8 protein-coding genes are annotated in these 12,201 nt (G+C 65.7%); 4 read left to right on the top strand and 4 right to left on the bottom strand.

Translation table 11 applies throughout. The features are described from left to right. Positions 1-94: 94 nt before the first annotated feature. Complete coding sequence (eccD, locus tag V8688_RS15400) at positions 95-1,561, bottom strand: type VII secretion integral membrane protein EccD (RefSeq protein WP_218717709.1); 1,467 nt, start codon at positions 1,559-1,561, stop codon at positions 95-97. Positions 1,562-1,746: 185 nt separating this feature from the next. On the opposite strand from eccD, the gene eccCa reads away from it, so the two are divergent. The 4 genes from eccCa to V8688_RS15380 all read left to right on the top strand — a co-directional run bounded on the left by eccCa (position 1,747) and on the right by V8688_RS15380 (position 8,033). After that, complete coding sequence (gene eccCa / locus V8688_RS15395) at positions 1,747-5,781, top strand: type VII secretion protein EccCa (protein WP_218717710.1); 4,035 nt, start codon at positions 1,747-1,749, stop codon at positions 5,779-5,781. After that, entirely contained in the window at positions 5,763-7,226 is a 1,464-nt protein-coding gene (locus V8688_RS15390) for a type VII secretion-associated protein (RefSeq protein ID WP_342801092.1), read from the top strand. The genes eccCa and V8688_RS15390 overlap by 19 nt, the downstream gene beginning before the upstream one ends. Before the next feature lie 124 nt (positions 7,227-7,350). Further along, on the top strand, positions 7,351-7,689 hold the full coding sequence (locus tag V8688_RS15385; protein ID WP_316573567.1) for a WXG100 family type VII secretion target: 339 nt from the start codon (positions 7,351-7,353) through the stop codon (positions 7,687-7,689). Positions 7,690-7,730: 41 nt separating this feature from the next. Next, complete coding sequence (locus V8688_RS15380; RefSeq protein WP_342801091.1) at positions 7,731-8,033, top strand: WXG100 family type VII secretion target; 303 nt, start codon at positions 7,731-7,733, stop codon at positions 8,031-8,033. Positions 8,034-8,171: 138 nt separating this feature from the next. On the opposite strand, the gene V8688_RS15375 is transcribed toward V8688_RS15380, so the two are convergent. The 3 genes from V8688_RS15375 to V8688_RS15365 are packed head-to-tail and all read right to left on the bottom strand — an operon-like array spanning position 8,172 to position 12,171. Beyond that, positions 8,172-9,326 carry a hypothetical protein gene (locus V8688_RS15375; protein ID WP_342801090.1) on the bottom strand — a complete coding sequence of 385 codons (1,155 nt, stop codon included), beginning with the start codon at positions 9,324-9,326 and terminating at the stop codon, positions 8,172-8,174. Positions 9,327-9,349: 23 nt separating this feature from the next. Then, positions 9,350-10,585 carry a hypothetical protein gene (locus V8688_RS15370; RefSeq protein ID WP_342801089.1) on the bottom strand — a complete coding sequence of 412 codons (1,236 nt, stop codon included), beginning with the start codon at positions 10,583-10,585 and terminating at the stop codon, positions 9,350-9,352. Beyond that, positions 10,582-12,171, bottom strand: coding sequence for a serine/threonine-protein kinase (locus tag V8688_RS15365; protein ID WP_342801088.1), 1,590 nt, complete (start codon positions 12,169-12,171; stop codon positions 10,582-10,584). Before V8688_RS15365 ends, V8688_RS15370 begins: the two co-directional genes overlap by 4 nt. Between the last annotated feature and the right edge of the window lie 30 nt (positions 12,172-12,201).

The following is a 12,201-nucleotide window of genomic DNA, read 5'->3' as shown; positions in this document are numbered from 1 at the left end:
GGCGGCCGGTCGGCCGAGGCGGGCGCCGCGCCCAACCCGAACGACGCGCCCACACCGAGCGCCACGGCCGCCGCCGCGACGCGCAGGCTCGCGTTCACAGCCCGCGAACGAGGGAGTAGAGCTCGGCGACCCAGAACACCAGCGGCAGCACCGCGGCGACGAACGCGTACTCGAGCAGTTCGACCGCCCGGCGCATCGGCGGCGTCGCCGACTGGTTCGGCACGATCAGGCCGATCACCAGCGCGGCGATCAGGATCGCCAGCGCGGCGCCGAAAACCACCAGCGGCTGGCGCATTTCGAGCGCGACGCCGATCAGCATGATCAGCACGATCGACGCGCCACCGGCGATCAACACGATCGCCTGCTCGGCGCCGGCATAGGTGCGGCTGCGGAACATCAACACCGCGGCGCACACCAGCGCGAGCGCGATGCCGGGCCAGTACGGGTCGTCGGCGGTCGCGTCGATCGCCAGCAGCGCGCCGACGACGGTGACCAGCGTGGTCGCGGTGACCAGACCGGCGAGGTAGTTGCGGGCCCGCTCCGACCGGGCGCGCAACGCGTCCAGGGTGGGCAGCGCGCGATGGTCGTCCGGGTCGTCCTCGGTCGGATCGATCGGGGTGCCGGGGGAGGGGACCGGCGGCAGCGGCAGCTTCGCCAGCAGCATCGACACCCGCGGCGACAGCGAGAGCCCGAGGAGTCCGACCGCGGCGACGACCGCGCCGATGGCCTTGACCGGCTGGTCGGTGAGCAGCCCGACCAGCGCCGCCGGGATGACGAACACCGAGATCGCGGCCGCGCCGATGAACAGCGCGAGGCCGACCCCGGTGACGCGCCAAGCCAGCACGGCGGTCGCGCCGAACAGGGTGGCGCCGAGCAGCAGATGCGCCCAACCGTAGTGATCGGGCACCACCAGCATTCCGCCGGTGAACGCGGTCGGCAGCGCGCAGCCGCCCAGGACCAGCGCGGCCGAGGTGTCGCCGTACATGCGGCTGAGCACCGTGCCCGCGACCACGCACAGGATCGCGACCAGCAGCGCGAGCGAGCCGGTCACCCAGAACGGCAGCGCGTCCGGGGCGGCCAGCAAACCGAAGCAGCCGACCAGCATGGTGACCGCGGCGAGTACCGAACCGGTGATCCGCGCCGTCTTCGGGGTCCAGCTGCGGTAGTGGTCGGCGTCGGCGATCGCGACGTTGTACATGATGTCGTCGAACAGCGGCGTCGGCGCGGTGTGCGAGGCACTCTCCAGCATGAGGAGCTCGCCGTCGCGCACCCCGTGCTCGCCGAGACTGAGCGAATTCGAGAACGGCGGATGACCGATGCGCGCGAGCACCCATTCGGCAGGCTCGTAGCGCTCACCGTCGTTGTCGAAATCGTTGGAACGGCTGTGCTGGGCGACCATGTCGACCACGCTCGGGATGACGAGCGCGACCGGTACGTCGACCGGAATCGCCATATCGACCTGCGTGTGCTTGGCCAGAATCGTCACCCGGGCCAGATCCGGTGCGCGAACAATGCCGCGCGCGGAATCCTCCTCGAGATGATCGAGTCGCGCGTGCGTCAAAACTCCCCCAACTCCGTCTCTACCTCGTGTTTCCGCTCGACCCCTCGGGCGATCGACAGTTTGCGGAACTCACCGTTCGGACAGCAGAATGCCTGACGAACCATACGACATGTCGGCCGCGACCTCTACACTGAGCCCGTCGCGAGGGAAGACAGCGAATAGTCAAGCAGGGGGAGTCTTCGACCATGAGCACAGTACGGTTCCAGCGCCGTGCCCGGCGCGAGATGCCGCGCACGCCGGGCGGCGAGGTCACCCTGCAGCCACCGCCCGAGATCCCCCGGATCACGCCGGGAAACCTGCTGATGAAGATGATGCCCGTCGTCATGGTCGTGGGCATGGTCGGCATGATGGCGCTGATGTTCACCCAGGGCAGCGGCATGCTGTCCAACCCGATGTCGATGATGTTCCCGCTGATGATGATCATGTCGATGGTCACCATGTTCGGCCAGGGCAGCGGCAAGGGCGCCAAGGCCGCCGAGGCCAACGAAGATCGCAAGGACTACCTGCGCTACCTCGACCAGGTCCGCAAGGACGTCGACGAGACCGCCAAGCAGCAGCGCGCCGCCGTCGAGTGGAGCCACCCCGAGCCCGGCCTGATCTGGATGCTCGCCGGCACCAGCCGCATGTGGGAGCGCCGCTCCGGCGACAAGGACTTCTGCCACGCCCGCATCGGCCTGGGCGGTCAGCGCCTGGCCACCCGCCTGGTCGCCCCGGAGACCGGCCCGGTCGAGGAGCTCGAACCGATCGCCGCGGTGTCCCTGCGCCGCTTCGTCCGCGCCCACTCCACCGTCCCCGACCTGCCCACCGCGATCGCGGTGAAGGGTTTCGGCACCATCGCCCTCGACGGTGACCGCGCCCAGGCCCGCGACATGACTCGCGCGATGTTGTTGCAGCTGTGCATGTTCCAGGCTCCCGACCAGGTGCTCGTCGCCGTGGTCTGCGGTCCTGACACCGCGCGCGAGTGGGAGTGGACCAAATGGCTCCCGCACACCCAACACCCCGAGGTCTCCGACGGCATCGGCACCCAGCGCATGTTCTACGGCTCCATCCGCGAGGCCCTGAGCAGCCTGCACCCGCTGCTCGGCAACCGTGTGCGTTACTCGCGTAACCAGCCGAACAACCCGAACCTGGTGCACGTGGTGATCGTCGTCGACGGCGGCCTGCTCGAGGCCGAGGACGACCAGCTGCGCGAATCCGGCTTCGAGGGCGTCACCATCATCGACCTGTGCAATTACGCACCCCGCCTTGCCGTTTCGCGCGGCATCAAGATGGTCGTCGAAGACGGCGAATGCCTCGGCCGCGGCGCCACCGGCAACCAGGAACGCTTCGCCACCATCGACCGGGTCAGCGCCGAACAGGCCCAGCAGGCCGCCCGCCGCCTGGCCCCCTACCGCGCCGCCACCCAGCGCAGCAGCGACGTCGAGACCGACGAGTCCGAGACCATCTCGACCTGGTCGCAGCTGATGAACCTGGGCGACATCGGCAACTTCAACCCGGCCAGCGCCTGGCGCCCGCGGTACGGACGTGAGCGTCTGCGCGTGCCGTTCGGCCTCGGCGCCGACGGTGCTCCGGTCGAGCTCGACATCAAGGAAGCCGCCGAGAACGGCATGGGTCCGCACGGCCTGTGCATCGGCGCCACCGGTTCCGGTAAGTCCGAGTTCCTGCGCACCCTGGTGCTCAGCCTGCTCGCCACCCACTCGCCCGACCAGCTCAACCTGGTCCTGGTCGACTTCAAGGGTGGCGCCACCTTCCTCGGCCTCGACGGCGTCCCGCACGTCGCCGCCGTCATCACCAACCTCGAAGACGAGGCCGACCTCGTCGACCGGATGAAGGACGCCCTGGCGGGCGAGATGAACCGCCGCCAGGAGGTCCTGCGCCAGGCGGGCAACTTCGCCAACGTCTCCGAATACGAGAAGGCCCGCGCCGCCGGCGCCGACCTCGACCCGCTGCCCGCCCTGTTCGTCGTGCTCGACGAGTTCTCCGAACTCCTCACCCAGCACCCCGATTTCGCCGAGCTGTTCGTGATGATCGGCCGCCTCGGCCGCTCGCTGCACGTGCACCTCCTGCTCGCCTCGCAGCGACTGGAAGAGGGCAAGCTCAAGGGCCTCGAGTCCCACCTGTCCTACCGCATCGGCCTGAAGACGTTCTCCGCCAACGAGTCCCGCCAGGTCCTCGGTGTCCCCGACGCCTACAACCTGCCCAACTCGCCCGGTGGCGGCTACCTCAAGGCCGACTCCGGCGAGATCCAGCGCTTCCAGGCCTCCTACGTCTCCGGCCCCTACGTCGGCGGCGGCTCACAGCGCGAGGTCACCAGCGCGGGCATCGTCGGCGGCGAAATCGACGTCAACGCACGCCCGTTCAGCGCCAACCACGTCGCCTTCCGCACCTCCGACCGCGTGCCGGTGGCCCCGGAGTCGACCTTCGAGCCCGAGCCCACCGGCGACGACGGCGATCAGATGTCGAATCTGAACATGCTGGTCTCCCGCATCACCGGCCACGGCCGCCCCGCCCATGAGATCTGGCTGCCGCCGCTGGACGAGGCGCCGACCCTGGATCAGCTGAACCCGCGCTCGATCATCACCGGCGAGTACTCGCCGATCGCCACCCTGCGCGCCGCCATCGGCATCGTCGACCGTCCGTACGACCAGCGTCGCGACCCGATGATGCTGGATCTGTCGGGTGCCCGCGGCCACGTGGCCATCGTCGGTGGCCCGCAGTCGGGTAAGTCGACGGCCCTGCGTTCGCTGGTCATGTCGATGTCGATGACCCACACCGCCGAGCAGGTGCAGTTCTACTGCCTCGACTTCGGTGGTGGCACGCTGTCCAGCCTCGAGGGACTCCCGCACGTCGGCTCGGTCGCCAACCGCCTGGACCCGGACAAGGTGCGCCGCACCGTCGCCGAGATGAGCACCCTGGTCCGGCAGCGCGAGCAGCGCTTCCACCAGCTGGGCATCGAGTCCATGGTCGAGTACCGCCGCCTGCGTGCGATGGACCCCAACAGCAGCCCCGCCGCGGCCGGCGCACACGCAGACCCCTACGGTGACGCGTTCCTGGTCATCGACGGCTTCGGCACGATCCGCCAGGACTACGAGGCCCTCGAACAGCAGATCACCAACCTCGCCCTGCAAGGCCTCTCCTACGGCGTGCACGTCGTCATCGGCCTGTCCCGGTGGATGGAAGCGCGACCGGCCCTCAAAGACCAGATCGCCACCCGCATCGAGCTGCGCCTGGGTGACCCGATGGACTCCGACATCGGCCGCAAGTTCGCCTCGCTCGTGCCGCAGGGTCGTCCGGGCCGCGGTATCACCCCGGACGCACTGCACATGCTGATGGCCCTGCCTCGCGTCGACGGCAGCTCCGACCCGCTCGACCTGAGCGCCGGCGTCGCCCACGCGGTCGAACTGATCGCCCAGCGCACCCCCGGCCGCCCGGCCCCCGGCACGCGCACGCTGCCGGACCTGCTGGACCGGACCGAGCTGCTGCGCGGCATGCGCAACTGGCCCGCGGAAGTCGACCGGTCGCGTCCGAACATGCTGGTGCCGATCGGTGTCAACGAGTCCGAACTGGCGCCGGTCATGCTGAATCTGGCCGATACGCCGCACTTCCTGGTCTTCGGTGACAGTGAATGCGGTAAGACCGCGTTGCTGCGGGGGATCGTCCAGGGTCTCGTCGAGTCGAACGAGCCGTCGCAGGCCAAGATCATCCTCGGCGACTACCGGCGCACCCTGCTGGGCACCATCGAGACCAATCACCTGGCCGGCTACGCGCCCTCGGCGGAGGTGCTCACGCCGTTCGTCCAGCAGGTCGTCGGGATTCTCAAGTCCCGGATGCCGGGTGCCAACATCACCCAGCAGGAGCTGCGAGCGCGATCGTGGTGGACAGGTCCCGAGCTCTACCTGATCATCGACGACTACGACCTGGTCGTCACCCCGTCGGGTAACCCGCTCTCGCCCCTGGTCGAATTCATCCCGCACGCCAAGGACATCGGCTTCCACCTGATCATCGCCCGCCGCTCCGGTGGCGCGTCGCGCGCGCTGTACGAGCCCGTGGTGTCGCGCATGCGCGACGTCGGTTGCATCGGCCTCGTGATGAGCGGCAGCCGGGACGAAGGCCAGCTCTTCGGCACCGTGCGCGCCAGCGCGATGCCTCCGGGGCGAGGAACCCTCGTGACCAGGAACGCGATCGATCTGGTGCAGTTGGCATGGGCACCGGCCTTGTGACCGACATCGACGTCGTGGTCGGTGATGCGCGCGTCCTGGCGCGCACCTCGGCCCGGCACGTGGATGTCGTTCCGACGGTGATGCCGGTGCCGAACGGCATCCTGGTCGGCGCGCCGACCGGCCCGTCGCAACCGGCCGTCTCGGCGCTGTCGCTGGCCGACTCGGCCTGGATCGGCTATGAGCCGCACCCGCTGTCGATCACCGCGGCCACCGACGCGGTGGTCGACGATGTCCTCGCGGGGGTGGCGCCGACTCCGCCCGGCGCGAGTATCGGTGTCGCACACCCCAGTTCGTGGTCGACAGCGCGCCGCTCGATCCTGGCCCGCTCATTCGCCAGGTACTCGGGTGCGGTCACGTTGGAACCGATCGCCGCCCGCGTCGCCCGGCTGCGCCAGACACTGGCGACCACCGAGTTCGTCGTTGTCGTCGAAATCGACCCGCTGGCCGTCACGGTGAGCGCGGTCGACCGTTCCCGGGACCAGATCTCGGTCGCGGCCTGCGAGCACGAACCCACCCTGGGCGCGGGTGACTGGAACGACGACGACATCGATCGCCTGGCGGCCATGATCCGCGAGGTCGCCGACGGCTCCCGCCCGACATCGGTACTGGTCGTCGGCCCGGCTGACGACCACCTGCTGGAGCGCTTGCGCGAGTTCGCCGCCGAAACCTGGACCACCCAGCCGACCCCGCTGGTCCAGCCAGTGGCCTTCACCGCCCTGCTACTGCCGCAATCCGGACTCACCGACGACCGGGCGCGTCCGATCCCGGCACAGAACGCCGAATGGGTCGGCACCCTCCGCGAACGCGCCGCCGCCGCAGCACCCGAACCGCGCCTCGGCACCGCCAAAATCCTTGCGGCAGCAGCGGTATCGCTGGTGGTCGTCACCGCGGGCATCGTCGCGGTCGTGGCCACCCGCAGCACCGATGCCGACGCCGCGGAGGCCACCGTCGCCCAGACCACCTCAGCCCCGACACCGGCGCCTCTGTCGCCGAAGCCGTCGACCACCCAGCCGACCGCTGCCCCCACCCAGCACGCGCTGGGCCGCGTCAGCTTCACCGTCCCGGCCGGCTGGCGCCTCGCCACCGGCTCACCGGCGGACCGAGCCGCGCTCGTTCCGCAGACAGCCACCCCCGGCCGAATTACTGTGACGTACAACACTGTCGCGGAGCAGGCTGGATATGATGAAGTGCTTAGGGACATCACCGCGCGGATCTCGCGCGCCGAGCCCGGGCGGTTCGGTACGCCGGAACGCGATGTGGTGTTCGCCGGGCGCCGGGGGATCGGCTACCAAGAGCTTCCTGGCGACGGTTCCGTCGTCAGGTGGTACGTCCTTCTCGACCATGGCGTCCAGACCAACGTCGGCTGCCAGCACGGCTCGGGAGGATGGGGGACTGTCAGTACTGCGTGCGAGGAAGTGATGCGATCAGTGTCGATCTCGCCGTAGGTTTCGGAAATTTCTCCGAAAGATGATGGAACCGAACGCACCGTCGGTGCGTCGAACCTAAGTAGAAGGGCTCAGATCGCCAGCAGGGGGGTCTGGTCCACCTTGACCACGAAGGAGCCAGAAGATGGGTTTCAACGCAACTCCTGACCAGATCAGGACGTTCTCCGACAAGATGAACCAGAAGCACGCCGACATCCAGGGGATGATCACGCGCGCCGAGGGGCATGCCAACGACGTCAACAACCCCTCCTTCCAGGGTGAGGCCGGCCGGGCGTTCCAGACGTCGATGCAGGAGTACCTCAGCAACGCCAAGCGTCTGAACGACGCGCTGGATCAGGCTGCTGACACCGTTGGGCAGATCGCGGGGAAGATCACCGACGCGGAAGTCGACAACGCTGCGCAGATCATGAAGAACAGCGAGTCCTCCGTCCCCCAGCTGAACATGACCACCACCACCACCTAACTCCGCAGCTAACTCCGCGACGACTTTCGAAAGGATTCACCATGGCTGACATCGGTTCAATCAGGTACGACTTCAACGCGATCAACGACGCCGGCGCAGGTCTGCAGTCTCAGGCGCAGAACATCACCACTGCTCTGCAGGACTACGAGAACGAGTTCCAGCGCTTCATCGAGGAGCACTGGTCCGAGGGTGAAGGCTCGACCGCCTTCGCGATCATGCAGACCAAGTGGCAGCAGCAGTCGATGGAGCTGAACGCGAGCCTCCAGAAGATCGGTGCGACGACTCTGTCCGGTGCGGAGAACATGAAGGCGACCGACGTCGCCCTTGCGAACATGCTCCTCTAGCATTTCGTGGGAGTGCGAGGCGGGTTCAGGGCAACTTGGACCCGCTTTCCTCGTTTTCGGGAGCAAAGCCTCGACACCTGCGAGCTGTCCCGGACTCGCGTCGAAGGAGTCACACCGCGTTGGCCACTATACGATGCGTCAGTTCAGGTTGGCGAGAAGGCGGTATTGGGCCCCCGCGCGCTGATAGGTGTCCTGCAGATTCGGCCCCGCCACCCTGACAAGGTATCTACCGACTGTGAATCGGCAGGATGGCGGCAATTGAAGTTCCGAGTCGCCGGCAGTGCAGGTTGCTGTTGGCAGGTTCGGAGGTGGTTCAACTTCTTTCGTGGATCTGCCTGGGCTCAGTGCGTCACTACCGTAGGCTGCGGAAAGGCGCTCTGCCGCTGCCGCATCTTTTGCTCGGTATACGTACGCACCGGCTAGAACTACGAGGTCTACGCCGGCATCGGCGTATGCAGCGGCAGTCGCGACAGGCGTATGCGAAATGGATAGCGCAGCATGCGCTGGGTAAACCGTCGCCCGCGAGCTCGTCTTGTCGGCAGGAAGTGTCCGGCTAAGCAAATTGTCGGCGTCGAGGGGGAGCTGCGCAATCTTGTCCAACGGAGTGCGCGAGTATCCCTTGAGCTGCTCGATCTGATTGTCGAAGAAGCGTTTGACAATTCCGGCGTTGTCGACTTCGTTGAAGGGTCTGCTCACCGAATCGGCTATCTGCAGATAGAGAAGCATGTCGTCGCGAACCAGCCATGAGCGCATCTTGGCGGATACGCTTGGTTCTGCTGGCGTCACCTTGGTTTTTGCGGTCGAATAGCCGTCTACGGAATAGAGGACTCCGGGTGCTAGCTCTGACATTTTGTCGGCTGCGTTACGTGCGCTCTCAGGTGAGTCGAATCGCATCGTGTGCGAGTCCAGGATGCGTCCCATGGTCGAGTCGAATCGGCGGGTGGCGTAGTTGTGCCAACCGGCAACCAGGCCTGGGAAATTTGTGCCGAAATCCTTTCTCGGGAGCTTTATTCCGAACGCTTCGGGGTAGGGCGGTTCGTCGGGGGTCACAATTTGGTTGCGAGGGTAGTCCGGTCCGTGGGCGAATCGACTGTCGTACTCAAATGGGACTGGTGTCTTGTTTCCTATTGCAATAGCTTCACGAACAAATCCGGAAGAAGGGTTGCGTAGTGTCTCGACATCGAGTGGCTCGGTGGGGTAGTTGCCGATATCGAGTTTGCTGATGTCGATGGGGGCTACGGAAGGGGATCCATAGCTGCACGCGCCAAGTACGGTCACGAGCAGTGCTGCCATTGCCACTTGCATTTTACGCATTGCTACTCGCATTTCTGCAGGGTGTAGTACTGAGCCGCTGCTCGCTCCTGTAGATCACTGTCGAACTGCCCGTAACCGATCGACTTTGCGGTCACAACTGCAACGTATCGTCCGTAGACCACCGTGCACATGGAGTTATGTCCGCGGTCGTCTTCATTGTCGAATCTTACGCATTGGGCATCGGCGACACCCAGGGGTGGGTCGAGATTCGTGTCGTTCTTTCCCTGTTTTGCAAGAAAGGTCTGCAGTTTGAAAGCTGCGGCCAGGTCGCGTGCTCTGTATACCGTACTGGCCCGGCGTCCTATTAGATCTACGCCGGTATCGGTAAACACTTGGCGAGCCTCGGATGGGTATCTTTGAAAGTGCAGTATTCCGGAGGGTTGGTACACTCCGAAATCATTGATCTGGACGAATGAATCGCGGGTGTCCGGAACCGACGTTCGTCGTACGATGTTCTCGCCGTCGAGGGGCTGATCGAGAACATCGTCCAATGGGATCGGCTTGTGGCGGTCCAGGGCGTGATTCTCCGCAGTCAGTGCCTTCTGGGTGAGGGTAACCGATTCGTCGACGCCCACCTGTGTCGTCAAGATGCTTACCGATACGACGTAGGGTCCGTGGCTCTGCCAGGAATCGAGTTGATCCTGGGCAATCGAAGCGTGCGCATTCGCAATTCCCGGTATATTGATATTCTCCCGAGGGGACGATTCAATGGAGATCTGATTGAGCTCCTTGGCTGCCCTTGCGCTCTCAGCTTCTGATTCGAACTGGAAGACTGCAATGCTCAACCGTCGAGGGTTTCGAATGCTTCCGTTCGTCTGATGTGTAGCAACCCCGGCGATGAACTTGACATTATCTTTGATTACTCGCTGGTGTTGGAGCTGTATGCCTTGGATAACCGGCATGCCGGTCTCGCTCGCGAAGACTGCGGCCTTTCCGGGTACGTGCAATTCCGGATCGATGTCCAGCGGTTGGATGAGGTAGTTAAGCAGCCGCCGCGCCTCGACGAGCCGAACTTGCTCTGGCTCATTAAGTCCGGCCTTGAGGGCGAAAGGCACCGGTTCTCTTTGAAAGGGTCCCGTCCGCAGCGTGTCGATATCGACTTTGGTCGCCCCTGGCTGCGGTGCGCCGGGAACGATGGATCCGCAGCCAGTGAGTGCTACCGCGATGCTGACAAATACTGTCAACCGCAACCACTGGGTGCAATGACGGGTGGTGGATTCAGTGGACCGCCGTTTCACTTCAATGCCTTCGAGATGGCGGGCACTATCTTGTCGATCAGGATCTGTTGTGATTGGTCACTCCAGACCTGAAAAGCCTGGACAGTAGAAGGATCGTCGATGACAACGACCTTGCCGTTGCCGCTGGTCAAGGAGTATGGCAGGCCACGGAATCCACCGTTTCCTGCCTGGCTGTCGGTGCGGAGCACCAGGATGACGTCCGTATTATTTTTGACGTTGTAGTCTCCGACCGAGAGTGCCCGCGGTGACTTCTCATTGCCGACGGCCTTGAATTCTGAGTTGTAATCGAAGTCCAGGTCGCGCAAGAACTTCCACTGATCGCTCGGGTTGAGGACCACCGACAGAGTCGAGTTTCCGAAGTTGTAGGCGGTGATGGACTTTCCGCTGAACTCGGGGTGATCCGTCCGGACCTGCGCCATCAGATCGCCACCGCCGGTCGATCCTCCGTCCGGACGGGTCGAGATGAAGATGCCAGTTCCCACCAGTGCCGCGACCATAACCGCGATCAGGCTGGTCAGCAGTACTTTTCGGCCGCGCTTGGAGCGGTGGGGAGTGGGGTTGCGCGCGGTGAGGATATCGCTTTCGGAGACGCCACCCGTCGGGGGTGCGTAGCCGACGACAGCGCGGCTGGGGTCGGTGCCCCAGTGCGGGGAGACGACATCGGTGGCGGCGGTGGCGGGGCCGTTGATCGGCATGCGAGGGGCGGTGTTGAAGCCCTGGGACGCAGGTGCCAGCATCGGCGCACCGAACAGAGCGTTGTGCGCGTCTTGGATGAATTCGCGGCAGGTGTTGTAGCGGTGGGCCGGGTCTTTCGCCATGACCTTGGCGATGACGTGGTCGATCGCGGGTGGGAGGTCGGGGCGGACGGCGGTGACTCGGGGTGGGGGCTCGTGGAGGTGGCCCATCATGACCATGGCCGGGACCGTGGCGGGGTAGGGGTTCTGGCCGGTGAGCAGTTTGTAGAGGGAGCAGCCGAGGCTGTAGATGTCGGCGCGGTGGTCGAGCTTGGTGCCCATCAGCTGCTCGGGGGGAGCGTAGGCGACGGTGGCCATGAAATTGCCGGTGGCGGTGAGGTCCTGGCCGTCGTCGGCGGATTTGGCGACGCCGAAGTCGGTGAGCAGGACGCGTTCCTCGTCGCCGTCCTCGGCCGCGGCGATCATGAAGTTGGCGGGCTTGATGTCGCGGTGTAGGAGGCCGCGGCGGTGCGCGTAGTCGAGGCCCTTGCCGACCTCGCCGATGATGCGCAGCGCTCGGTGCGGGGGCATCGCGCTCGGGCCCTTGGCCACCTCGGCGGAGGCATCGGTGCCGTCGACGTACTGCATGGCGATCCACAGCTGGCCGTCCTCGTCGCCGCGGTTGTAGACGGCGACGATGTTCGGATGGTCCAGGCCTGCGGCGAGATTGGCTTCCCGTTCGAACCGGCCCCGGAATTCGGGGTCGGTGGACAGGTCGCCGCTGAGGACCTTGAGGGCGTCGCGGCGGGGGAGGCTGGGGTTCTGGGCGAGGTAGACGGTGCCCATGCCACCGGCGCCGAGGACCTTGATCACTCGGTAGCCACCCACAATTGCGCCGGGCCGCAAGGCCATTCGCGTCTCCTCAATCCTTCGCGCGCCCCG

The sequence above is a fragment of the Nocardia sp. No.11 genome (genome assembly GCF_038752175.1).
GTDB lineage: Bacteria > Actinomycetota > Actinomycetes > Mycobacteriales > Mycobacteriaceae > Nocardia > Nocardia canadensis.
This window is presented reverse-complemented; position numbering and strand designations above follow the sequence as displayed.

What these genes read in the sequence shown, in the direction of transcription:
- eccCa (WP_218717710.1), top strand. Translation starts at nt 1,747, where the DNA reads ATGAGCACAGTACGGTTCCAGCGCCGTGCCCGGCGCGAGATGCCGCGC.
- V8688_RS15390 (WP_342801092.1), top strand. Translation starts at nt 5,763, where the DNA reads ATGGGCACCGGCCTTGTGACCGACATCGACGTCGTGGTCGGTGATGCG.
- V8688_RS15385 (WP_316573567.1), top strand. Translation starts at nt 7,351, where the DNA reads ATGGGTTTCAACGCAACTCCTGACCAGATCAGGACGTTCTCCGACAAG.
- V8688_RS15380 (WP_342801091.1), top strand. Translation starts at nt 7,731, where the DNA reads ATGGCTGACATCGGTTCAATCAGGTACGACTTCAACGCGATCAACGAC.
- V8688_RS15375 (WP_342801090.1), bottom strand. Translation starts at nt 9,326, where the DNA reads ATGGCAGCACTGCTCGTGACCGTACTTGGCGCGTGCAGCTATGGATCC.
- V8688_RS15365 (WP_342801088.1), bottom strand. Translation starts at nt 12,171, where the DNA reads ATGGCCTTGCGGCCCGGCGCAATTGTGGGTGGCTACCGAGTGATCAAG.